Genomic DNA, 22,820 nt, shown 5'->3' on the forward strand with positions numbered 1-22,820 from the left:
ATATTGAGCTTAGCTCAGCATCGGGGCTAGTGTAGCCCCGAGTGAGGGGGACCTAAGTTCCCTCCCAGACCCTGGAGGGCCCATGCCCCGTTCCGAGGCGCGCGTCGCCACCGACCGCCCCGCCCGCTACGCCAAGCAGCTCGCCGCCCACATGAGCCGCAGGATCGAGACGTCCTTCTCCCCGGAGACCGGCCGCGGCACTCTGGCCTTCGCCGCTGGCACCGCCACCCTGGAGGCGCAGGCCGACGCGCTGCTGCTGACCGTCGAGGGCGAGCGCGAGAACCTGCCCGGCCTGGAGGACGTGGTCGGCCGCCACCTCGTCCGCTTCGGCGCCCGTGACGAACTCGTCGTCGAATGGCACCGCGACAACGGCGAGGCCGGCCTCGTTCACCGCAACGAGGAGTCCGAGGCCTGAGGCCTTCGAGCGCCCGGCCGGGGCAGCCACCGGTCGAGCGCCCACAGCACCAGGACGGCCAGGCACCAGCTGGCCACCACGTCCAGCACCCAGTGGAAGTCGCTCCACACCAGCCCCGCGCCCACCCCGAGCGCCAGCAGCACCGCCCCCGACGTCAGCCCCCGGGCCACCCACGGGTCAGCCACCCGGGCCAGCAGCAAGGCCGCCACCCCGTACGAGAGCGTCGCGGTCGCGGTGTGCCCGGACGGGTACCAGCCCCACTGCTCCGGCGTCAGCGGATCCCCGAGCGGGCCCGGCCGGGCGAACGCCGCCTTCGCCGGGACCACCAGCAGCGGGATCAGCCCCGAGGCCAGCACCGCCACCGGCAACGGCAGCCACCAGCGCGCCGCCCCCGCCCGACACCACCACCAGGCGGCCAGCGCCCCGGCCGCCAGCAGCACCGGGACGGCGGGGACGGCGCTGCCCAGGTCCGACAGCAGGTGGCCGAGGGGGTCGAGCAGCGAGTTCGGGTGGGCCGCCCGCACCGCCCGGCGGACCGAGCGGTCCAGCCCCAGCAGCGGCCCGTCCACCGCCACCTGCCAGGACACCAGCAGCAGCACGATCGCCGCCACCACCGGCACCGCCACCGCCCGGGCCGCCCGGCCCAGGACGGCGGACAGCCGCCCCGGAGCAGGGGGGAGAGCTCCGGGGCGGCTCTGATGATCGCCGTTCCGTGCGCCCCGGGGGGTGTGGGTCGGACGGTCGGTCGATCGGCCTTCGGTATGCGCCGACCCTCGCGGGGCGGCCTGGTTGTCCTCGCGGCGCCCACGCGGACCCGCCCCTGGGGGTGGCTCCGCCGACGGCTCCGCCAATGGCTGAGGCTCGCTGTCCATCTGCGATCACACTACGTCACCCGCCCTTCCTCGCCGAGCGCCTTCAGCGATTCCGCACATCATCTTCACCCCGCCCCGGGCAACCTCCCGGCCGCCCCGTCGACCACGCCCGGCCGCCGAACCCCACCCGGTACAAACCGAACGGCCCGTGCGGACCAGAGGTCCCCACGGGCCGTTCAGCGCTGTCCGGACAACCCTCCGGCGGGCAGGTGGCGCCTGGATCAGGCGGCGGTGACACCCTGGAGCGCGAAGGCGCCCTCGATGATGTCCAGACCCTCGTTGAGCAGGTGCTCCGGCATGACCAGCGGCGGCAGGAAGCGCAGCACGTTGCCGTAGGTGCCGGCGGTCAGCACGACCAGGCCCTCGGCGTGGCAGGCCTTGGCGATGGCTGCGGTGGCCTCCGCGTTCGGCTCCTTGCCGCCCGGCTTCACCAGCTCGACGGCGATCATCGCGCCGCGGCCGCGGACCTCGCCGATGATGTCGAACTTCTCCTGCATCGAGCGCAGGCGGCCCAGCATGACCTCGCCGATCCGCTGCGCCTTGCCGACGAGGTCCTGCTCCTTCATGGTCTCGATGGCGCCCAGCGCGGCCGCGCAGGCCACCGGGTTGCCGCCGTAGGTGCCGCCCAGGCCGCCCGCGTGCGCGGCGTCCATGATCTCGGCGCGGCCGGTCACCGCGGCCAGCGGCAGACCGCCGGCGATGCCCTTGGCGGTGGTGATCAGGTCCGGGACGATGCCCTCGTCCTCGCAGGCGAACCACTGGCCGGTGCGGCAGAAGCCGGTCTGGATCTCGTCGGCGACGAACACGATGCCGTTCGCCTTCGCGTACTCCACGACGGCCGGCAGGAAGCCCTTGGCCGGCTCGATGAAGCCGCCCTCGCCCTGGATCGGCTCGATGATGATCGCCGCGACGTTCTCGGCGCCGATCTGCTTGTTGATGATGTCGATCGCCTGCGCGGCGGCCTCGGCGGCGCAGTTCTCCCCACCGGTCAGCCAGCGGTACGGGTAGGCCACCGGCACCCGGTAGATCTCCGGGGCGAACGGACCGAAGCCCTGCTTGTACGGCATGTTCTTCGCCGTCAGGCCCATGGTCAGGTTGGTGCGGCCGTGGTAGCCGTGGTCGAACACCACGACCGCGGTGCGCTTGGTGTAGGCGCGGGCGATCTTCACCGCGTTCTCGACCGCCTCGGCGCCCGAGTTGAACAGCGCCGTGCGCTTCTCGTGGTCGCCCGGGGTCAGCTCGTTCAGCTGCTCGGCGACGGCCACGTAACCCTCGTACGGGGTCACCATGAAGCAGGTGTGGGTGAAGGCGGCCAGCTGCTCGCTCGCCTTGGCCACCACGGCCTCGGCGCTGTTGCCGACGTTGGTCACGGCGATGCCGGAGCCGAAGTCGATCAGCGAGTTGCCGTCCACGTCCTCCAGCACACCGCCGTTGGCACGGGTGACGTACACCGGCAGGGTGGTGCCGACGCCAGCCGCCACCGCACCCAGCTTGCGGGCCTGCAGCTCCTGCGACTTCGGACCGGGGATCGCGGTGACCAGGCGGCGCTCCTGCGGGAGCGGCGTTACGGCGCTCATGGGCATCTCCAGACTTTCTCGGCTCGGTGCTTCGCAGGCTACGGCCGCCCTCCCCGACCAGGCATGCGCCACTCGGTAGCACTGCGCCGTCCGACTTGTCCGGTGCGGCCAGCGCGGGTGGCGCGACTACCCGCAGAGCTCGCTCCACTACCCTGAGCGCGGGCGTGTCGCCGGTACGGCGGCATGGGTATGGCGGCACCGACGGCGGTCGGGCCGGGCGGGCGGGCGAGGGAGCGGGGCCGTACATGGCACAGGACGGGGCACACCACCACGGCGAGCACACCACCACCAGACCCCCCACCCCCCTTCCCCACCAACGGCCCGCCGCGCCCGCCTTCGACCTCGCCGACTGGGCCACCGCCCCGCGCCCCGACGCCGAACCCGGCGTCTACCGGCTCGGCTACCGCCGCATCGACCCGGAGCGCGCCGAGGCGGCCAAGGTTCCGACCTGGCCGCTGCTGCTGCGGGCGGGGCTCAACGCGGTGGTGGGGTGGTTGGCCTTTGTCTACGGCACCCAGCTGGTGCTCCGCCTGATCGTGATGACCGTCTGGGTCGAGCACCCCACCGAGACGCAGGTGACCGTCGTCGGGTTGTCGGTGAATGTCATCGTGGCCGTGGCCGTCATCAAGGTCTTCGGCCGGATGGGCCGCTGGCCCGAGGTGTGGCGCCGCTACGTCGCCCCGCTGCTGTCCCGCACGGTGACCCAGGAGGCGCCCGGCGAGGAGGACGGTGCGGCGGCGGAGGCCACCCGTCGGCGGGACCCCTGGGACGGGCTGCGCCAGGGCGGGGCGACCGAGGCGGCGGCGCGGCTGGACGCCGAGGCGGTCGGCGACGTCGACTACGTGCGGATCCAGCGGGCCTGGGAGTCCGCCCAGGCGGATCCGGTGTTCGTGCCCGCCTTCACCGAGCAGGTGGCCGCCCGCGGTGCGGCGGCGTTCGCCCACCCCTCAGAGTCGCGTGAGCTGCCCGGCCGGGCCCGGCGGCATGATCTGCTGCTCGGTCAGGTCTGCCTCGGCGTTGCCCAGGACGTGCCGAAGAACCCGCTGAGCCACCGGGCGGCCGGCTTCGCGTTGGATCCGGCGGTGCTGGGCACCTCGCTGCTGGCGGTCGGTCCGGCTGGCACTGGGAAGACCGCGCGGCTGGCCCGGCCGGTGGCCGAGGCGCTGTGCCTGCAGGCGCTGGCCGGCACCGCGTGCGCGGTGGTGGTCGGGGCGGCGGACGCCGACCTCGGCCCGGACGCCTGGTACGACGTGGTGATCGCCCCCGGAGACCCGGCCTCGGTGTACGGGCTGGACCTCTACGGTGCGGCGCAGGACCCGGACGAGGCGGCCGCCCGACTGGCCGACGCCCTGCTGCCGGACGAGCTGACGGCCCGCGCCGAGAACGCCCGGACGGCGCTGCAGCAGGTGGTCGGCCCGTTCCACGCCGCGTTCCGCCGCTACCCGGGGGTGCGCGAGCTGCGGGCGCTGCTGAGCGGTGACCCGGACGCGCTGGCGGCGCTGGCGAAGGGGCTCGGTGCGGCCGATCGGCTGGCCGTGTACGAGCGGGACCTGGAGCACCGGGAGCGCCAGCGCGGCCGGGCGGACGACCCCGGGGCGCTGCTCGCGGACCGGCTGGCACTGCTGGACCGGCCCGCCTTCGAGGGCGCCTTCGCGACCGACGGCGCCGGCCGCCCCCCGTTCGCGATGCGGGTGCTGGACCACCCGCTGCGGGTCCGGGTGAAGCTGCCGGAGCGCAGCCACCCGGAGGTCGCCCGGATGCTGTCCCGGCTGGTGGTGGGTCAGTTCGTGCAGGCGGCCGGCTCCCGCGAGGACCGCTCGCTGTTCGCCGGGCTGGTGGTGGACGACGCCTCCGCCGCGCTGGACGCCGGTTCCGTCCGCGGCCTGCAGCGGATGCGCGGCGCGAACGCGGGCACGGTGCTGCTGCTGCGGACGCTGGTGGAGCTGCCGGAGGCGCTGAGGGCGCCGCTGTTCGGTGCGGTCGGCTGCCGGATGGCCTTCCCGGGCATCGCGCCGTGGGACGGTCGGCTGTTCTCGGAGGCCTGGGGGACGCACCTGGTGCAGGAGACCGCGGTGACCCACACCCCCGACACCTCCGGCGGAGTGATAAGGCGCGCCGGCCGTTTCGGACGGAAGGCCCTGTCGGGTACGACGGCGCAGACTGAGTCCGTGACGACGCGGGATGTGGAGCGGTTGCGGTGGTCGCCGTCGGATCTGGCGCACGCGTTGCCGGCGGGGCATGCGGTGGTGTCGCTGACGGCGGTGTCGGGGGAGCAGGTGCCGCCGTTGTTGGTGGACCTGCGGGGGTGAGTCGGGGGCCGCGGAGGGGGTGGGAGGGAAGCCGCCTTCGAGGTGGATTCGGCAGTGCTGGTTGTCCGGGGCGTCCATAATGAAGGGGAGAGACCCTCACCAGTCCCACGTCCCTCTCCTCGCCCGGCCGCAACGGCGCGGTCAGGTCGATCCCCCGAAGGTGCCATGCCCCCCACACTCGCCTCCGTCGTCCGCAACAGTTCGCTCCATCTGACGGTGCTCGCCGGCGCGGACCACCTGGAGCGGCCGGTCCGCTGGGTGCACACCAGTGAGCTGGACGACCCGACGCCGTTCCTGGAGGGTGGCGAGCTGCTGCTCACCACCGGTATCAAGCTGGGTCGGACGGCGGCGCAGCTGCAGGCGTACGTGCACCGGCTGGCCGACGCCGGGGTGGTCGGGCTGGGGCTGGGGGTGGGGCTGTCGCACACCGAGGTGCCGCAGCCGCTGGTGGACGCGGCGGCGCAGCGGGGGCTGCCGCTGCTGAGGGTGCCGGAGCCGACGCCGTTCATCGCGATCAGCAAGGTGGTGTCGGCGGCGCTGGCCGCGGAGCAGTACGAGGCCGTGACGACGAGTTTCGAGGCGCAGGAGGAGCTGACCCGGGCGGCGCTCGGCAAGGACGGTACGACGGCCGTGGTGCGCCGGTTGGCGGCGCGGCTGGGGGGCTGGGCGGCGCTGTACGACGGATCGGGCGCGCTGTCGGTGGTGGCGCCGGACTGGGCGGCCCGCCGGGCGGGGCGGCTGGCGGCGGAGGTGGACCGGCTGCGTCGGCGGCCGGCGCCGTCGAGTGCCGCGCTGCAGGGGCGTGCGCCGGGGATAGACACGGCGGACGAGGACTACGTGGTGGTCCAGTCGCTGGGAGCGGACCGGCGGGCCCGGGGTTTCCTGGCGGTCGGGACCGAGGACCGGATCACGCCGACCGAGCGGTACGTGCTGAACGCGGCGGTGGCGCTGCTGACCCTCACCCTGGAGCGCTCGCGCGAGCTGCGGCAGGCGGAGGAGCGGATGGGTGCGGCGCTGCTGCGGATGGTGCTGGCGGGCGAGGTGGCGACGGCCCGTCAGGTGGCGGTGGGGCTGTTCGGGGGCCTGCCGGAGGGGACGATACGGGTCCTGGTGGCCGGGGCCGGGCCGAACGCTGACGCCGCGGAGGCGCTCGCCGAGCTGGGTGACCGGGCCGAGCAGGCGGGGTCCCGGGTGGGCGAGAAGCTGCTGGTGGCGCGGGAGGACGGTGTGCACGGGCCGCGGTTGATGGTGCTGGCGCTGGACAACGGCGCGGTGCACCGGGCGTGCCTGGGCGCGGTGGAGGAGCACGAGGTCCTGTCGCTGGGCGTCTCGGCGCCGGCGTCCCTGGAGGAGGCCGGTACGGCGCACGCGCAGGCGGAGCGGGCGTTGGCGGTGGCGCTGCGCGGTGGCCGGCGGTCGGTGGACCACGAGGAGGTCGGCGCGGGCTCGCTGCTGCCGCTGCTCGGGGAGGACGCGGTGACGGCGTTCGCGGAGGGGTTGCTGCGGCCGCTGCGCGAGCACGACCGGACGGCCCGCGGTGACCTGGTGGCCTCGCTGCGGGCGTGGCTGTCCCGGCACGGCCAGTGGGACGCGGCGGCCGCCGACCTCGGGGTGCACCGGCACACGCTGCGCTACCGGATGCGCCGGGTCGAGGAGCTGCTGGGCCGTTCGCTGGACGACACCGATGTGCGGATGGAGCTGTGGCTGGCGCTCCGCTCCGGGGAGGAATAGAACACCAGCCTGGACGCGGTGGAGTAGCCCCGGAGTCGAATGCTCCTAGTCGGCCAATCCGATCGGTGTGCCCTCGCACCTACCCTCGGGTTCGGGTCCCACGCCCGTGGGCCGTACGACGACGAGGAGAGGGCCGGTACCACGGTGACCACCACGTACGATTTCTGGCTCGCCGGCCGCCGGGCGAGCGGTGACGCCGACTTCGAGGTGCACAACAGCTGGGACGGCCGTCTGGTCGGCAAGGTCAGCATCCCGACCGAGGCGCAGGTCGAGGAGGCGCTGGACGCCGCCGTCGCCGCGCTGCCGGTGTTCGCCGCGACCCCGGCGCACCAGCGGGCCGCCGCCCTGGACCACGTGGCCAAGCGGCTGACCGAGCGCACCGAGGAGCTCGCCCAGCTGATCACCGCCGAGAACGGCAAGCCGATCAAGTGGGCCCGCGGCGAGGTCGGCCGCGCGGTGTCGGTCTTCCGCTGGGCCGCCGAGGAGGCGCGCCGCACCAACGGCGAGACGATGCGGCTGGACACCGACCCGGGCGGCGTGGGCCGTTTCGCGCTGGTGCGCCGCTTCCCCCGCGGTGTGGTGCTGGGGATCGCCCCGTTCAACTTCCCGCTGAACCTGGTCGCCCACAAGGTCGCCCCGGCGCTCGCGGTCGGTGCCCCGATCATCCTCAAGCCGGCCCCGGCGACCCCGCTGTCGGCGATGGTGCTGGGCGAGATCCTGGCCGAGACCGACCTGCCGGTCGGCTCCTGGTCGATCCTGACCGTGCCGAACGACCGGATGCCGGCCCTGGTGCAGGACCAGCGCCTGCCGGTGATCTCCTTCACCGGTTCGGACAGGGTCGGCTACCAGATCATGGACTCGGTGCCGCGCAAGCACACCACTCTGGAGCTGGGCGGCAACGCCGCGGCCGTGGTGCTCGCCGACTGGTCCTCGGAGGCCGACCTGGACTGGGCGGCCACCCGGATCGCGATGTTCGCCAACTACCAGGGCGGCCAGTCCTGCATCTCGGTGCAGCGGGTGATCGCCGACGCGTCGGTGTACGACGCGCTGGTGGAGAAGGTCGTGGCCAAGGTCAGGGCCCAGGTCACCGGTGACCCGAACGACGACGCGACGGACGTCGGCCCGCTGGTCGACGAGAACGCCGCCAAGCGGGTCGAGTCCTGGGTGGAGGACGCTGTCGCCAAGGGCGCCAAGGTGCTCACCGGCGGCACCCGCGAGGGCGCGACCTACGCCCCGACCGTGCTGGCCGAGCTGCCCGCCGACGCGATCCTGGCCAAGGCCGAGGTGTTCGGCCCGGTGCTGTCGCTGCACAAGGTGGACGGTGTGGCCGAGGCCTTCGCGGCCGTCAACGACTCGCCGTTCGGCCTGCAGGCGGGCGTGTTCACGCACGACCTGCAGACCGCCTTCCGCGCCCACCGGGAGCTGGAGGTCGGCGGCGTGGTCATCGGTGACGCGCCGTCCTACCGTGCCGACCAGATGCCGTACGGCGGCGTCAAGGACTCCGGCGTCGGCCGTGAGGGCGTCAAGTACGCGATGGACGACTACACCGTCGAGAAGGTCATGGTCCTGACCGGCCTCGACCTCTGACCGGTCTAGGCTTCTGACCCGCCTCGACCTCTGACAGGGCCGACCGACGCAGGGCCCGGTTCGTCTCGGACCGGGCCCTGCGTCGCGTTCAGCCGTGGTGTTCAGCCGTCGTGTCCGGCCGCGGCGGCGACCGCCTCGGCGATCGTGGCGTTCCCGGCGACCAGCTCCAGGGTCTGCCCGGCGGTGCCGGGCTCGCGCAGCAGCGCGGCCAGCACGGCGGCCACGTCGGCCCGGTCGACCGCGCCGCGGGCCACCGAGGGGGCGAGCCGGACCAGCCCGGCGCCGGGGCCGTCGGTGAGCTGCCCGGGGCGCAGCACCGTCCAGTCGAGGGTGGTGCGGGAGCGGACGGCGTCGTCGGCGGCGCCCTTGGCCCGCAGGTAGGTCTCGAAGACCGCGTCGGCGGGGTGGTGGGCGGCCGCGTCGGCGCCCATCGAGGAGACCATCAGGTACCGCCGTACGCCCGCGAGCTCGGCGGCGTCGGCGAGCAGGACGGCCGCGTCGCGGTCGACGGTGTTCTTGCGGGCGGCGCCGCTGCCCGGCCCGGCGCCGGCGGCGAAGACCACCGCGTCGGTGTCGGCGAGCAGGGCGGCGAGTTGCGGGGCGGTGGCGGACTCCAGGTCGAGCAGCAGCGGCTCGGCGCCGACGTCGACGAGGTCCTGGGCCTGTTCGGGGCGGCGGATGATCCCGGCCGGGCGGTCGCCGCGGTCGGCGAGCAGCCGTTCCAGCTTCAGCGCGATCTGTCCGTGGCCCCCGGCGATGACGGTACGCATGGCTTCGACGGTAGTCCGAAGGGTCGGCGGTCGTCTTGGGGAGTCCCGCGAACAGGACACAATGGGCGCATGACTTCGCTCGCCCACCCGCAGCTGCGTTTCACGCCCACCGTGGCGGACCCCTCCGGCCCCCGGGAGCTGGTGATCCTCGGTTCCACCGGTTCGATCGGCACCCAGGCCATCGACGTGGTGCTCCGCAACCCGGACCGCTTCCGGGTGGTCGCCCTGTCGGCGGCCGGCGGCCGGGTGGAGCTGCTCGCCGAGCAGGCGCTGCGGCTGGGCGTGCACACCGTGGCGGTGGCCGATCCGGCGGCCGAGTCGGCGCTGCGCGAGGCGCTGGCCGCGAAGGCGGCGGGCCGTGCGCTGCCGGCCGTGCTGGTGGGGCCGGACGCGGCGACCGAGCTGGCCGGGATGGAGTGCCACTCGGTCCTGAACGGCATCACCGGTTCGATCGGCCTGCGGCCGACGCTGGCCGCGCTGACGGCGGGCCGGGTGCTGGTGCTGGCGAACAAGGAGTCGCTGATCGTCGGCGGCCCGCTGGTGAAGGCGGTGGCGAAGCCGGGCCAGATCGTGCCGGTGGACTCCGAGCACGCGGCGCTGTTCCAGGCGCTGGCCGGCGGCACCCGGGCCGAGGTCCGCAAGCTGGTGGTGACCGCGAGCGGAGGCCCGTTCCGCACCCGGACCCGCGAGCAGCTGGCCGGGGTGACCCCGCAGGACGCGCTGGCGCACCCGACCTGGGCGATGGGCCCGGTCGTGACGATCAACTCGGCCACCCTGGTCAACAAGGGCCTGGAGGTGATCGAGGCGCACCTGCTGTACGACGTGCCGTTCGACCGGATCGAGGTCGTGGTCCATCCGCAGTCGGTGGTGCACTCGATGGTGGAGTTCACCGACGGTTCGACCCTGGCGCAGGCCAGCCCGCCGGACATGCGGATGCCGATCGCGCTGGGGATCGGCTGGCCGGACCGGGTGCCGGACTCCGCCCCGGCCTGTGACTGGACCAAGGCCGCGACCTGGGAGTTCTTCCCGCTGGACAACGAGGCCTTCCCGGCGGTCGAGCTGGCCCGTGAGGTGGGCGCGCTGGGCGGTACGGCGCCGGCGGTGTTCAACGCGGCCAATGAGGAGTGTGTGGAGGCCTTCCTGAAGGGCCGCCTCGCCTTCACCGGGATCGTGGACACTGTTGCCAAGGTCGTGGCGGAGCACGGTGCGCCGGCGGCGGGAACTTCCCTGACGGTGGAGGACGTCCTGAACGCGGAAGACTGGGCGCGAGCCCGGGCCCGCGAGCTGGCGGCGGGCTGACGGACCGGCCCGTGGCACCGGCGGCATTCCCGTCGCGGCACGAAACGCGGTACGACGAGACGATGAGCGGAGCGGCATGACGGAGGGCCAGCGGTGGCAACGGTTTTGACGGTGGTCGGCATCCTGGTCTTCGTGGTCGGGCTGCTCATCTCGATCGCCTGGCACGAGCTCGGCCACCTCTCCACGGCCAAGCTGTTCGGCATCCGGGTGCCGCAGTACATGGTCGGCTTCGGCCCGACCATCTGGTCCCGCCGGAAGGGCGAGACCGAGTACGGCATCAAGGCGATCCCGTTCGGCGGGTACATCCGGATGATCGGGATGTTCCCGCCGGGCGAGGACGGCCGGATCACCAAGCGCAGCAGTTCGCCCTGGCGGACCATGATCGAGGACGCCCGTGAGGCCTCCTACGAGGAGCTCCAGGAGGGTGACGAGAACCGGCTGTTCTACACCCGCAAGCCCTGGAAGCGGATCATCGTCATGTTCGCCGGGCCGTTCATGAACCTGATCCTGGCGTTCGGGCTGTTCCTGACCGTCATGATGGGCTTCGGCGTCTCGATGCCGGTGCCGACCATCGGCTCGGTCGCCGCGTGCGTCGTCAAGGCCGGCCAGCCCACCGACGTGTGCCCCGCCGACGCGCCCAAGACCCCGGCCAACGAGGTGGGCCTGCGGCAGGGGGACAAGGTGCTCTCCTTCGACGGCGACCGGATCCGCGACTACGACCAGCTCCAGGCGGACATCCGGAAGTCGGCCGGCAAGAAGGTGGAGATCGTCGTGGAGCGCGGCGGTCAGCGGGTCACCTTCACGCCCACCATCGCCGTCAACGACGTGCAGAAGTACGACGGCAACGGCGTGCCGGTGAAGGGCCAGACCGTCCAGGCGGGGTTCCTCGGATTCACCCCCAAGAGGGAAACCGTCCAGCAGACCTTCGGACAGTCCGTCGACCGGATGGTCGACATGGCGGAGAACGGCGTGAAGTCGCTGGCCGCCCTGCCCGGCAAGATCCCCGGCCTGTGGAACGCCGTCGTGGGCGACGCCCCGCGCGACCCGGACTCGCCGATCGGCATGGTCGGCGCGGCCCGGGTCAGCGGCGAGGTCTTCTCCCTCGACGAGTCGGCCACCCAGCGGATCGCGATCTTCGTGAACCTGCTGGCCGGCATCAACCTGTCGCTCTTCCTGTTCAACATGCTGCCGCTGCTCCCGCTGGACGGCGGCCACATCGCCGGCGCCGCCTGGGAGGCCGTCCGCCGCCGGTTCGCACAGATGTTCCGCCGGCCCGACCCGGGCCCCTTCGACGTCGCCAAGCTGATGCCGGTCGCGTACGTCGTGGCCAGCATCTTCATCGGCTTCACCGTGCTGGTGATGGTCGCCGACCTGGTGAACCCGGTGAAGATCGGCTAGGGCCATCGGGTACGGCGGGTGTGCTGGGCGCCCGGACCGTGCCGTACCGTGGAGGCCGGGTGCGCGATCGTCAGCGCGCCCGGCCTCGGCCGTCCCAACGGCCGGGCGGTCGACCACACCTCAACCCCGGGGAACCCTGCGCACATGACCGCGATCTCGCTCGGTATTCCGTCCCTGCCGCTCAAGCCGCTGGCCAAGCGCCGCTACTCCCGGCAGATCATGGTCGGCAACGTGCCGGTCGGCGGTGACGCCCCCGTCTCGGTGCAGTCGATGACCACCACCGTCACCTCGGACATCAACGCGACGCTGCAGCAGATCGCCCAGCTCACGGCGTCCGGCTGCCAGATCGTCCGGGTCGCCGTCCCCTCCCAGGACGACGCCGACGCGCTGCCGATCATCGCCAAGAAGTCGCAGATCCCGGTCATCGCCGACATCCACTTCCAGCCGAAGTACGTCTTCGCGGCGATCGACGCCGGCTGCGCGGCCGTGCGCGTCAACCCGGGCAACATCAAGGCCTTCGACGACAAGGTCGGCGAGATCGCCAAGGCCGCCAAGGACGCCGGGGTACCGATCCGGATCGGCGTCAACGCCGGCTCGCTCGACAAGCGACTGCTGGAGAAGTACGGCAAGGCCACCCCGGAGGCGCTGGTCGAGTCCGCGCTGTGGGAGTGCTCGCTGTTCGAGGAGCACGACTTCCGCGACATCAAGATCTCGGTCAAGCACAACGACCCGGTCGTGATGATCCAGGCCTACCGGCAGCTCGCCGCCGCCTGCGACTACCCGCTGCACCTCGGCGTGACCGAGGCCGGGCCGGCCTTCCAGGGCACCGTCAAGTCCGCGGTCGCCTTCGGCGCGCTGCTCGCCGAGGGCATCGGCGACACCATCCGGGTCTCGCTGTCGGCCCCGCCGGCCGAGGAGATCAAGGTCGGCACCCAGATCCTGGAGTCCCTCGGGCTGCGCCAGCGCGGGCTGGAGATCGTCTCCTGCCCGTCCTGCGGTCGCGCCCAGGTCGACGTCTACAAGCTCGCGGAGGAGGTCACCGCCGGGCTGGAGGGCATGGAGGTGCCGCTGCGGGTCGCCGTCATGGGCTGCGTCGTGAACGGCCCGGGCGAGGCGCGCGAGGCCGACCTCGGGGTCGCCTCCGGCAACGGCAAGGGCCAGATCTTCGTCAAGGGGCAGGTGATCAAGACCGTTCCCGAGTCGAAGATCGTCGAGACCCTGATCGAGGAGGCGCTCAAGCTCGCCGAGCAGATGCAGGAGGAGGGCGTCGAGGCCGGTTCGCCGACCGTCGTCGCCGCGGAGTGACCGTCCGGGCCGGACACGTCCGGCCCGGGCGCAGCTGCAGCGCAGTTTTCCGGAAGCGGGGCCGTCCGTTCGCGGACGGCCCCGCAGCCGTAGCCGGGTGGGGCCACGGAGTAGGGTGCGGCCAGAGTCGTCTCAGTGAGGTGCGGTCTCGATGCTCGATCGAGGTGTGATTCTCCCCAGCTCCTTCCAGGCTGTCCGGGCCCTGGCCACCACCCGTGTGCTGGAGCCGCCGGATCTCGCGGACGCCCTGGAGATCCTCCACCGCGACCCGGTCGGCAACGCCTTCGTCGCCACCCGGGTCGAGGCCGTCGGGCTGGACCCGTGGCGGCTGGGCGGGGAGATGTGGGGCTGGTACGACGGGGACGGCGTGCTGGACGCCATGTGCTACGCGGGGGCGAACCTCGTCCTGGTCAACGCCGGACCGGAGGCCGTCGCCGCCTTCGCCGAGCGGGCCCGGCGGCAGGGGCGGCGCTGCTCCTCGATCGTGGGGCCGGCCGAGGCGACCGCCGCCTTCTGGGCGCTGCTGGAGCGCAGTTGGGGGCCGGCTCGTGAAGTCCGGGGCCACCAGCCGCTGTTGGCGACCTCCTCGCCGTCGGCGGAGATCGCGCCCGACCCGCTGGTGCGGAGGGTGCGGCGCGACGAGGTCGAGACGCTGATGCCCGCGTGCGTGGCGATGTTCACCGAGGAGGTGGGGGTGTCGCCGCTGGCGGGGGACGGCGGGCTCCTCTACCAGGCCCGGGTGGCCGAACTCGTCTCCACCGGGCGGTCGTTCGCACGGTTCACGGACGACGGGCAGGTGGTGTTCAAGGCGGAGATCGGGGCCGTGACGGAGGGGGCCTGCCAGATCCAGGGCGTCTGGGTGGCGCCGGAGTACCGGGGGCAGGGGCTGTCCGAGACCGGGATGGCGACGGTGCTGGACGTCGCGCTGCGGGAGGTGGCGCCGGTGGTCTCGCTGTACGTCAACGACTTCAACCTGCGGGCGCGGGCTGCCTATCGGCGGGTGGGGTTCCAGGAGGTCGGGGCGTTCATGAGCGTGCTGTTCTGAATGCTTCTCCGAGTGCTCTCCGGGTGCTTCTCCGAGCGCTTCCGGTGGGGGCGCTGTTGTGGCTCGGTTCGCCGGGGATGGGTTCCGATCTTCGGCCGCGCCACGGGGCCGCTGGTAGTAACGTCCGGAGCATGGATCAGCTGACCGGGGTGACGATCGAGGCCATCGACCTTGCGGCCTGGGCGCCGCAGGCGCTGGATGTCCAGGCGGTGGCGTTCGGCCTCACGCCCGAGGAGGTCGCGGTACGGCTGCACATCGTGGGACGGCACGCCCAGCAGCCGGGGGTGATCGCGTTCGGGGCGATGAGCGGGGGACGGCTGGTCGGGTTCGGGTACGGGATGCCGAACCAGCGGGAGCACTGGTGGAGCACGGTCATCGAGCCCTATCTGACCGCCCGGGGGTACGGGGACTGGCTGGACGGGGTCTTCGCGGTCACCGAGCTGCACGTGCTGCCGGAGTTCCAGGGGCAGGGGGTCGGGACTCGGCTGATCCGGATGCTGTGCGAGGCGTCGGGGCTGGACCGGAGCATCCTGTCGGCGATCGACGCGGAGACGCCGGCCCGGCGGCTGTACCGGGCGTTGGGGTACCAGGACTTGGCCCGGGCGGTGCGGTTTCCGGCGACGGACCGGTTGTACGCGGTGATGGGGGCGCGGTTGCCTCTGCGGGGGCTCGGGGGTGGGCGGGTTTAGCCCGGGGGCTCTTACGGGGTTCTCTTACGGGGGCGCTTTTCAGAGGTGCCCGGCGAACTCCAGGTAGAGCTCGGCGTCAGCGCGCCGGCCTGCGGTGAGGGCGCGGAGGGCCAGGTCGACGGAGCGGAAGAGGGTCCAGCCGCGGAGGCGGTCCTGGTCGACGTCGAGGGCGTCGGCGAGTTGGTGGAGCCGGCGGCGGACGGCGGCGGGGGCACCGGGGGAGCCGAGCAGGGTGTCGGCGCGGTCCAGGGCGAGGCGGGCCAGGTCGTAGGCGCGCTCGCCGGCCAGCGGGCGGGGGTCGATGGCCAGCCAGGGGGCGCGGTCGGCGGCGAGGACGTTGCCGTGGTGGAAGTCGCCGTGCAGGAGGAAGGTCTCGGTGGCGGAGGCGGCCAGGGACTCGGCGGTGGCCAGGGCCTCGGTGATCAGGGACTGCGCGGCGGTGGCTGCGGGGTCGTCGCGGTGCCGGGTGAGGCGGGTGGCGGTGTCGGTGACCCGGTCGGCGGGGGTGGGGTAGGGGGCCGGCCCGCCGGGGAGCTCCACCCAGAGGCGGTGGAGCAGGCTGGTGGCCTCCAGCATGGCCTTGGGCTCGGCGAGGGAGCGCAGCGGGATCTCGCCGTGGAGGCGCTCCAGGAGGAGAACGCCCTCGGCGGGGTCGGCGTCGAGGAGGAGGACGGCGCCTCGGCCGGCCCAGTGGGTGAGGGCGGTGTGCTCGTGGGCGGTCTCGGGGGTGACCAGGCCGGTCTTGAGGACGGCGGGGGAGAGGTCGTCGCGGTGGACGTAGCTGATCAGGCTGAGGCTGCCGCCGGGGTCCAGGGTGCGTTCGAGGGTGAGGTTCCAGCGGGCCAGATGGGCGGCCGCCGTGTCGGGGAGGGCGGCCAGCCAGCGGCGGCCTTCCTCGCCTTGGGCGGCGGTGACGCTGTTGGCCAGCCAGGTGGGGATGGTGATGTGTGGTGCGTTTCCCGACATGCCCGGCCTTCCGGTTGATGCTCCCTTGGGGGTGGCCTGTCCATTGTCGGGGATGGGGGTGAAATCGCAGGTCAGTGGCGCGGGGTGTTTGTGTGGGGGTGGGCCCTCGGGAGGGTGGGCGCGGGGCGGTTCCGGGGGCGGGGCGGTTTCTGTTGGGGGCGCGCGGGCTTCGCCCAGCGCGCCCGTTCTCCTGTGTCAGCTCTGGCGCGTGACCGTCGGGGTGGGGACGGCTTCCGGGATGCCCGGGAAGGGGGTGTCGGGGACGCCCCAGTGGTGGGCGCGGAGGGCGCAGTCGCGCAGGGCGGTGGCGGCGGTGGGGCGTTGGGGGGCGGGGAGGGCGGCGACGAGGTCGGCGTAGACGGTGGTGAGGCGGGTTTCCAGGTGGGCGGCGAGTTTGGTGGCGGTGGGGGCGTCGGTGACGGCGAAGGGCAGCCGGTAGCCGCCGGCGGCGGGGGTGGGGGTGGTGCCGAGGGCGGTGAGGAGACGCTGCCAGGCGTCGCGTTGGGATTGGTGGGCGGCGTAGAAGGTGCGGGCGTCGGCGCGCTGTTGGTCTTCGGGGAGGTGGGCGCCGACGACGCCGTAGCCGTAGACGGCGGCGTGTTCGGCGCTGAGGGCGTCCTGGAGGGCGGGGAGGGAGGTGCCGGGGGTAAGGGCGGGGGTGGGGGCGGCGGAGGGGGGCGGTGGAGTCGTCGGGGTGGGCTGGTCGTCGAGGGGGGCGCCGAGGGCGGCCGCGTGCAGGGTGTTGGAGGTGGCGACGGAGGCGAGCAGCCGGGCGAGGGGCGGCTGGACGGCACCGAGGTCGGTGAGGTGGGCCTGGGCGGTCTGGCGTTCCAGGGCGGCCAGGGTGGCGGCGGTGTGGGTGGGGGTTGCCGCCGGGGTGGTGGGGGTGGGGGCCGGGGGGACGGAGGCGGCGGGTATGCCGTAGGCGAGGGCGGCGCGGTGTTGGACGGTGTCGGCGCGGAGGGGTTGGAGCAGGGCGGTCTGGGCGCCGGGGGTGGCGAGGGCGGTGTCGTACGCGGCCAGCAGGGTGTCGGTGGCGGCGATGGCGCGCAGGCGGGCGGGGTCGTCCGGGTCGGGGCCGGGGCCCTTGTTGCCGGGCATCACGTCGCTGCGGGCGTCGAACTCCGGGGAGCTGGTGCAGGCGGTGGCGAGGGTGATCAGTCCGAGGGCCAGGAAGGTCCGTCGGCTGTGCGGCTGCATCGGGGGCACTCCGGGGCGTGTACGGGAGGACGGCCTCCCCGCCTGCCCTCGTTGGCTGAATCTTTGCAGAACCCCCACGATTGCGGGTGGGGATGGTGGGGCGGTGTGAGCTTGCTCGCAGTGGGTGGCGTCCGGCTGGTCGTGGGAGGACCGGAATCGGTGGTTGGCGGCTTCACCGGCTAGGCTTTGGGCCGAGCTGCCGTGACCCGGTGTGCGCCCGTGGGGCGCGGAGGGCGCGGGGCGACCTTCTGACAACAGCAGACGCGGCCGAGGAGTCCACCCGGATGAGCACCACCCACACCGACCGGCTGCGCGCGTTGCTTGAGCCGCTGGCCGCGCAGGCCGGACTGGACCTGGAGGACGTCAAGGTCACCAAGGCGGGCAGCCGTCGGCAGGTGCAGATCGACGTCGACACGGAGGGCGGCGTGGACATGGACACCATCGCCGAGTTCAGCCGGGTGGTCGGCGAGGCCCTGGACGCGTCGGATCTGATGGGCGAGGAGCCCTACCTGCTGGAGATCGGCTCGCCGGGTGCGGAGCGTCCGCTGGTCCTGCCCCGGCACTGGCAGCGTGCCGAGGGCCGGCTCGCCAAGATCCACCTGGTCGACGGCGGGGAGATCGTCGCCCGGGTGCTGGAGGCGGACGAGGACGGCGCGCTGGTCGAGGTGCAGCCGGTGAAGGGGCGTGGCCGTCCGAAGGAGCGCCGCCTGGAGTACGGCGAGGTGGCCCGGGCGCGGGTCCAGGTGGAGTTCAACCGCAAGGACGACGAGAAGCTCCTGGACGAGGCCGCCGACGTCGACGAGGGGGACGACGGCGCCGAGTGAGCCGGCCGCCGTACGACCATGATGAACGTGACGAAAGACGAGGAGGCGTAGCCGTGGACATCGACATGAGTGCCCTGCGTACGCTGGTCAACGAGAAGAACATCCCCTTCGACCTGCTGGTCGAGTCCATCGAGTCCGCCCTCCTCACCGCGTACCACCGCACTGAGGGCTCGCGCCGCCGGGCCCGGGTGCACCTGGACCGCAAGAGCGGCCACGTGACCGTGTGGGCCATGGAGGACCCGGCGGAGCTGGACGAGGGCGTCGAGCCGAAGGAGTTCGACGACACCCCGAACGGCTTCGGCCGGATCGCGTCCAGCATCGGCATCCAGGTGATGATGCAGCGTCTGCGCGACGCCGCCGACGACCAGACCTTCGGCGAGTACGCGGGCAAGGAGGGCGACATCGTCACCGGTGTCGTCCAGCAGGGCAACGACCCGAAGAACGTGCTGGTCGACATCGGCAAGCTGGAGGCCATCCTGCCGCCGCAGGAGCAGGTCCCGGGCGAGGACTACCGGCACGGCACCCGGCTGAAGTGCTACGTGGTGGCCGTGCGCCGCGGCGTCCGCGGGCCGTCGGTGACGCTGTCGCGCACCCACCCGAGCCTGGTGAAGAAGCTGTTCGCGCTGGAGGTCCCGGAGATCGCGGACGGCAGCGTGGAGATCGCCGCGATCGCCCGTGAGGCCGGCCACCGCACCAAGATCGCGGTCTGGTCGCGCCGCGCCGGGCTGAACGCCAAGGGCGCCTGCATCGGTCCGATGGGTTCCCGGGTGCGCGCCGTGATGGGCGAGCTGCACGGCGAGAAGATCGACATCGTCGACTGGTCCGAGGACCCGCGCGAGATGGTCGCCGCGGCGCTGTCCCCCGCACGGGTGACCAGCGTGGAGATCGTGGACGCCGCCCAGCGCTCCGCACGGGTGATCGTGCCGGACTACCAGCTGTCGCTGGCGATCGGCAAGGAGGGGCAGAACGCCCGCCTGGCCGCGCGCCTCACCGGCTGGCGGATCGACATCCGACCGGACACCGAGGGCCAGACCGAGGACAGCGGTCGCCCCGAATAGGAAAACGGGTGGCGGACGCCCAGTGGTCGGTGTTGTCGTAGTCGTCCCCGCCGGTCCTCCGGGATCTGCGGGGCGGCGCCATGTCGCTTCGGAGGGGTAGACTTGCCTTCGTCTGGCCGGACGCATGTCCGAGCACGCCCGGAACGCACCTGCGTGGGCTGCCGCAAGCGCGCGGCCAAGCACCAGCTGTTGCGTGTCACGGCGGTCGAGGGCGTCTGCGTCCCTGATCCCCGTGGTGCACTGCCGGGCCGGGGCGCATATCTGCATCCCGACTCGGCCTGCCTCGACCTCGCGGTCCGCCGTCGGGCGTTTCCTCGGGCCTTCCGGCTCCAGGGGGCGCTCGACACGGAGCGGCTCCGCGAGTTCATCGAGGAGCGGGCAGGCGGAGCCTCTTAGGCAGGCCACCTTCCGTGACGGCCGCCGCTCACCGCGGCGGAGAACCACCGCAACAAGCACAGCGTTCGGGCAGCCGCGCGCCGTGCCACCAGTCAGGTACCTCGCGATGTGGAAGTAGGTCGAGATTGCGATGAGCACTCGATGAGTACGCGATGAGTACGCGATGGGTACGCCCATGAAGTAGCGACAGTCCGGCGGACGAGACCCCCGGACTCATAGACAGGAGTGAAGTGGCTAAGGTCCGGGTTTACGAACTCGCCAAGGAGCTTGGCTTGGAGAGCAAGGCCGTCATGGCCAAGCTCACCGAGCTCGGTGAGTTCGTCCGTTCGGCGTCCTCGACGATCGAGGCGCCGGTCGTGCGCAAGCTGACTGACGCGCTTGGTGTGGCCCCCACCGGTGGTGGCGCTGCCAAGCCGGGCCCGCGGAAGACCGCGGCGCCCCAGCCCGCGGCAGGTGCCGCGGGTGCACCCAAGCCGGGTGCCCCGACCCCGGGTCCGCGCCCTGGCGCGGCCCCTGGTCCCCGTCCCACACCGACCGCAGGTCCGGCCGCCGGATCGGCTCCCGCCGCGCCGGCCGCCCCCGCCGCCCCGCGTCCGGGCGCGCCGACCCCGGGCCCGCGCCCGGCCGCGCGTCCCGCCGCTCCGGCGGCCCCGGCCGCGCCCGCGGCCGAGTTCTCCTCGCCGGCTCCGGCCGGTGACGCCCCGCGTCCGGCCGCCCAGGCCCCGCGTCCGGCCGCCCAGGCCGGCGGCGGCGCCCGTCCGGGCCCGCGTCCGGCTGGCCCGCGTCCGGGCAACAACCCGTTCACCTCGGGCAGCGCGACCGGCATGGCCCGCCCCGGCGACCGCCGTCCGGGCGCGCCGGGTGGCCGTCCGGGTGCTCCGGGCGCCCAGGGCGGCGACCGTCCGCGCCCCGGTGGCGACCGTCCGCGTCCGGGCGGTGCGCCGGGTGCCGGTGCTCCGCGTCCGGGTGGCGACCGTCCGCGTCCGGCCGGTGCGCCGGGTGCCGGTGCTCCGCGTCCGGGTGGCGACCGTCCGCGTCCGGCCGGTGCGCCGGGTGCCGGTGCTCCGCGTCCGGGTGGTGCCCCCCGTCCCGACGGCATGCCGCGTCCGGCCGCGCCGCGTCCCGGCGGCCCGACCCCGTCCGGCATGCCGCGTCCGAACCCCGGCATGATGCCGCAGCGTCCGGCTGGCCCGCGTCCGGGTCCGGGTGGCCGTGGTCCGGGTGGCCCCGGCGGTCGTCCGGGTGCTCCGGGCGGTGCCCGTCCCGGCTTCCAGGGTCGTCCGGCCGGTCCGGGCTCGCGTCCGGCCGGCGGCGGCGGCTTCGGCGGCCCGCGTCCGGGTGGCGGTGCTCCCGGTGGCGGCGGCGGCTTCGGCGGCCCGCGTCCCGGTGGCTTCGGCGGTCGTCCCGGTGGCCCGGGTGCCCGTGGTGGCACGCAGGGCGCCTTCGGTCGCGGTCCGGGTGGTCGCCCGGCTCGCGGTCGCAAGTCGAAGCGGGCGAAGCGCCAGGAGTACGAGGCCATGCAGGCCCCGTCCGTCGGCGGTGTGATGCTGCCTCGTGGCAACGGCCAGACGGTTCGCCTGTCGAGCGGCGCCTCGCTGATGGACTTCGCGGAGAAGATCAACGCCAACCCGGCCGCGCTCGTCTCCGTCATGTTCAACCTCGGTGAGATGGTCACCGCGACCCAGTCGGTCTCCGACGCGACCCTCGAGCTGCTGGCCGGCGAGATGGGCTTCCAGCTGGAGATCGTCAGCCGGGACGACGAGGACCGCGAGCTGCTGGAGTCGTTCGACATCGACTTCGGTGCGAACGAGGGCGACGAGGACCAGCTGGCCCCGCGCCCGCCGGTCGTCACCGTCATGGGTCACGTCGACCACGGTAAGACCCGCCTGCTGGACGCCATCCGCAAGTCCAACGTGGTGGCCGGCGAGGCCGGTGGCATCACCCAGCACATCGGTGCGTACCAGGTGGTCACCGAGGTGAACGGCGAGCAGCGTCCGATCACCTTCCTCGACACCCCGGGTCACGAGGCGTTCTCCGCCATGCGTGCCCGTGGTGCCAAGTCCACCGACATCGCGATCCTGGTGGTCGCGGCCAACGACGGTGTCATGCCGCAGACGGTCGAGGCGCTGAACCACGCCAAGGCCGCCGGTGTGCCGATCGTGGTCGCCGTCAACAAGATCGACGTCGAGGGCGCCGACCCGACCAAGGTCCGCGGTCAGCTGACCGAGTTCGGCCTGGTGGCCGAGGAGTACGGCGGCGACACCATGTTCGTCGACATCTCCGCGCGCCAGGGTCTGCACATCGACCAGCTGCTGGAGGCCGTGGTCCTGACCGCGGACGCCTCGCTGGACCTGCGGGCCAACCCGGAGCAGGACGCGCAGGGTATCGCCATCGAGGCGCACCTGGACAAGGGCCGCGGCGCCATGGCGACCGTGCTGGTGCAGCGCGGTACGCTCCGCGTCGGCGACTCGATCGTCGTGGGCGACGCCTACGGCCGCGTCCGCGCGATGCTGGACGAGAACGGCAACAGCCTCTCCGAGGCCGGCCCGTCCCGCCCGGTGCTGCTGCTCGGTCTGACCTCGGTGCCGCGCGCCGGCGACAGCTTCATCGTCGTCGACGAGGACCGCACCGCCCGCCAGATCGCCGAGAAGCGCTCGGCCCGCGACCGCAACGCCGCCTTCGCGCAGCGTCGGGTCCGGGTGTCCCTGGAGGACCTGGACAAGGCCATCGCCGCCGGCTCCATCGAGCAGCTCAACCTCATCATCAAGGGTGACGTCTCCGGTTCGGTCGAGGCCCTTGAGGACGCCCTGGTCAAGCTGGACGTGGGCGAGGAGGTCGAGCTCCGGGTCCTGCACCGCGGTGTGGGTGCCATCACCGAGTCCGACGTGGACCTGGCGATGGGCTCGGACGCCATCATCATCGGCTTCAACGTGCGCGCCGAAGGCCGTGCGCGTACCGCGGCCGAGAAGGAAGGCGTGGACGTCCGGTACTACTCGGTCATCTACCAGGCGATCGAGGAGATCGAGAACGCCCTCAAGGGCATGCTCAAGCCGGAGTACGAGGAGGTGCGCCTCGGCGCCGCGGAGATCCGCGAGGTCTTCCGCTCCTCCAAGTTCGGCAACATCGCCGGTGTCCTGGTCCGCGACGGCATCATCCGCCGCAACGCCAAGGCCCGCCTGCTGCGCGACGGCAAGGTCGTGGCGGAGAACCTCTCGATCGAGGGTCTGCGCCGCTTCAAGGACGACGCGACCGAGGTCCGCGAGGGCTTCGAGGCCGGTGTGACCCTGGGGTCGTTCAACGACATCAAGGTCGAGGACATCATCGAGACCTACGAGATGCGCGAGAAGCCGCGCGCGTAGTCGCTGGTCACCGGGGCCGG

18 protein-coding genes are annotated in these 22,820 nt (G+C 73.1%); 13 read left to right on the plus strand and 5 right to left on the minus strand.

All coding sequences use genetic code 11. The features are described 5' to 3' along the window. The first annotated feature begins 82 nt into the window (after positions 1-82). A complete protein-coding gene (locus tag ACWC9T_RS28815; protein WP_449823969.1) occupies positions 83-415 on the plus strand; it encodes a DUF2218 domain-containing protein in 333 nt (110 codons plus the stop codon). Here the strand turns inward: ACWC9T_RS28815 and ACWC9T_RS28820 are convergent. Together ACWC9T_RS28820 and gabT are read right to left on the minus strand one after the other, a co-directional pair. Beyond that, complete coding sequence (locus ACWC9T_RS28820) at positions 388-1,026, minus strand: phosphatase PAP2 family protein (protein ID WP_449823970.1); 639 nt, start codon at positions 1,024-1,026, stop codon at positions 388-390. The genes ACWC9T_RS28815 and ACWC9T_RS28820 overlap by 28 nt on opposite strands. A gap of 482 nt (positions 1,027-1,508) precedes the next feature. Continuing rightward, the gene (gene gabT / locus ACWC9T_RS28825) at positions 1,509-2,864 is read right to left on the minus strand and encodes a 4-aminobutyrate--2-oxoglutarate transaminase (RefSeq protein WP_449823971.1); all 1,356 of its coding nucleotides are present in this window, start codon (positions 2,862-2,864) and stop codon (positions 1,509-1,511) included. 245 nt (positions 2,865-3,109) lie between these two features. On the opposite strand from gabT, the gene ACWC9T_RS28830 reads away from it, so the two are divergent. From ACWC9T_RS28830 to ACWC9T_RS28840, 3 genes are all read left to right on the plus strand, one after another. Further along, positions 3,110-5,173 carry an ATP-binding protein gene (locus tag ACWC9T_RS28830; protein ID WP_449823972.1) on the plus strand — a complete coding sequence of 688 codons (2,064 nt, stop codon included), beginning with the start codon at positions 3,110-3,112 and terminating at the stop codon, positions 5,171-5,173. Between the two features lie 165 nt (positions 5,174-5,338). Next, a complete protein-coding gene (locus ACWC9T_RS28835; RefSeq protein WP_449823973.1) occupies positions 5,339-6,904 on the plus strand; it encodes a PucR family transcriptional regulator in 1,566 nt (521 codons plus the stop codon). A 144-nt stretch (positions 6,905-7,048) separates the two neighbouring features. Then, the gene (locus ACWC9T_RS28840) at positions 7,049-8,491 is read left to right on the plus strand and encodes an aldehyde dehydrogenase family protein (protein ID WP_449823974.1); all 1,443 of its coding nucleotides are present in this window, start codon (positions 7,049-7,051) and stop codon (positions 8,489-8,491) included. A gap of 101 nt (positions 8,492-8,592) precedes the next feature. Here the strand turns inward: ACWC9T_RS28840 and ACWC9T_RS28845 are convergent, their stop codons facing one another. Beyond that, complete coding sequence (locus tag ACWC9T_RS28845; protein WP_449823975.1) at positions 8,593-9,261, minus strand: NAD(P)-binding oxidoreductase; 669 nt, start codon at positions 9,259-9,261, stop codon at positions 8,593-8,595. 69 nt (positions 9,262-9,330) lie between these two features. Between ACWC9T_RS28845 and dxr the strand changes: the two genes are divergently transcribed. From dxr to ACWC9T_RS28870, 5 genes are all read left to right on the plus strand, one after another. Continuing rightward, positions 9,331-10,560, plus strand: coding sequence for a 1-deoxy-D-xylulose-5-phosphate reductoisomerase (dxr, locus tag ACWC9T_RS28850; RefSeq protein ID WP_449823976.1), 1,230 nt, complete (start codon positions 9,331-9,333; stop codon positions 10,558-10,560). A 93-nt stretch (positions 10,561-10,653) separates the two neighbouring features. Next, complete coding sequence (locus ACWC9T_RS28855) at positions 10,654-11,958, plus strand: M50 family metallopeptidase (protein WP_449823977.1); 1,305 nt, start codon at positions 10,654-10,656, stop codon at positions 11,956-11,958. 144 nt (positions 11,959-12,102) lie between these two features. Next, entirely contained in the window at positions 12,103-13,263 is a 1,161-nt protein-coding gene (gene ispG, locus ACWC9T_RS28860; RefSeq protein WP_449823978.1) for a flavodoxin-dependent (E)-4-hydroxy-3-methylbut-2-enyl-diphosphate synthase, read from the plus strand. 151 nt (positions 13,264-13,414) lie between these two features. Beyond that, a complete protein-coding gene (locus ACWC9T_RS28865) occupies positions 13,415-14,308 on the plus strand; it encodes a GNAT family N-acetyltransferase (protein WP_449823979.1) in 894 nt (297 codons plus the stop codon). A gap of 131 nt (positions 14,309-14,439) precedes the next feature. Then, on the plus strand, positions 14,440-14,997 hold the full coding sequence (locus tag ACWC9T_RS28870; protein WP_449823980.1) for a GNAT family N-acetyltransferase: 558 nt from the start codon (positions 14,440-14,442) through the stop codon (positions 14,995-14,997). Between the two features lie 39 nt (positions 14,998-15,036). Here ACWC9T_RS28870 and ACWC9T_RS28875 read toward each other — a convergent pair whose 3' ends face one another. Further along, entirely contained in the window at positions 15,037-15,963 is a 927-nt protein-coding gene (locus ACWC9T_RS28875) for an aminoglycoside phosphotransferase family protein (RefSeq protein WP_449823981.1), read from the minus strand. A gap of 195 nt (positions 15,964-16,158) precedes the next feature. Further along, a complete protein-coding gene (locus ACWC9T_RS28880) occupies positions 16,159-17,163 on the minus strand; it encodes a ferritin-like domain-containing protein (protein WP_449823982.1) in 1,005 nt (334 codons plus the stop codon). A 284-nt stretch (positions 17,164-17,447) separates the two neighbouring features. On the opposite strand from ACWC9T_RS28880, the gene rimP reads away from it, so the two are divergent. The 4 genes from rimP to infB all read left to right on the plus strand — a co-directional run bounded on the left by rimP (position 17,448) and on the right by infB (position 22,800). Further along, the gene (rimP, locus tag ACWC9T_RS28885; RefSeq protein ID WP_449823983.1) at positions 17,448-17,987 is read left to right on the plus strand and encodes a ribosome maturation factor RimP; all 540 of its coding nucleotides are present in this window, start codon (positions 17,448-17,450) and stop codon (positions 17,985-17,987) included. A gap of 53 nt (positions 17,988-18,040) precedes the next feature. Further along, entirely contained in the window at positions 18,041-19,045 is a 1,005-nt protein-coding gene (gene nusA / locus ACWC9T_RS28890) for a transcription termination factor NusA (RefSeq protein ID WP_355674583.1), read from the plus strand. A 102-nt stretch (positions 19,046-19,147) separates the two neighbouring features. Further along, positions 19,148-19,441, plus strand: a complete 294-nt coding sequence (locus ACWC9T_RS28895; RefSeq protein WP_449823984.1) for a YlxR family protein — start codon at positions 19,148-19,150, stop codon at positions 19,439-19,441. 230 nt (positions 19,442-19,671) lie between these two features. Continuing rightward, the gene (infB, locus tag ACWC9T_RS28900) at positions 19,672-22,800 is read left to right on the plus strand and encodes a translation initiation factor IF-2 (protein WP_449823985.1); all 3,129 of its coding nucleotides are present in this window, start codon (positions 19,672-19,674) and stop codon (positions 22,798-22,800) included. The last annotated feature ends 20 nt before the right edge of the window (positions 22,801-22,820 follow it).

The organism is Kitasatospora sp. NPDC001159, assembly GCF_053598235.1.

Coding starts and splice junctions, on each gene's coding strand:
- ACWC9T_RS28815 (WP_449823969.1), top strand. CDS start 83: ATGCCCCGTTCCGAGGCGCGCGTCGCCACCGACCGCCCCGCCCGCTAC.
- gabT (WP_449823971.1), bottom strand. CDS start 2,864: ATGAGCGCCGTAACGCCGCTCCCGCAGGAGCGCCGCCTGGTCACCGCG.
- ACWC9T_RS28830 (WP_449823972.1), top strand. CDS start 3,110: ATGGCACAGGACGGGGCACACCACCACGGCGAGCACACCACCACCAGA.
- ACWC9T_RS28835 (WP_449823973.1), top strand. CDS start 5,339: ATGCCCCCCACACTCGCCTCCGTCGTCCGCAACAGTTCGCTCCATCTG.
- ACWC9T_RS28845 (WP_449823975.1), bottom strand. CDS start 9,261: ATGCGTACCGTCATCGCCGGGGGCCACGGACAGATCGCGCTGAAGCTG.
- dxr (WP_449823976.1), top strand. CDS start 9,331: ATGACTTCGCTCGCCCACCCGCAGCTGCGTTTCACGCCCACCGTGGCG.
- ispG (WP_449823978.1), top strand. CDS start 12,103: ATGACCGCGATCTCGCTCGGTATTCCGTCCCTGCCGCTCAAGCCGCTG.
- ACWC9T_RS28865 (WP_449823979.1), top strand. CDS start 13,415: ATGCTCGATCGAGGTGTGATTCTCCCCAGCTCCTTCCAGGCTGTCCGG.
- ACWC9T_RS28870 (WP_449823980.1), top strand. CDS start 14,440: ATGGATCAGCTGACCGGGGTGACGATCGAGGCCATCGACCTTGCGGCC.
- ACWC9T_RS28875 (WP_449823981.1), bottom strand. CDS start 15,963: ATGTCGGGAAACGCACCACACATCACCATCCCCACCTGGCTGGCCAAC.
- ACWC9T_RS28880 (WP_449823982.1), bottom strand. CDS start 17,163: ATGCAGCCGCACAGCCGACGGACCTTCCTGGCCCTCGGACTGATCACC.
- rimP (WP_449823983.1), top strand. CDS start 17,448: ATGAGCACCACCCACACCGACCGGCTGCGCGCGTTGCTTGAGCCGCTG.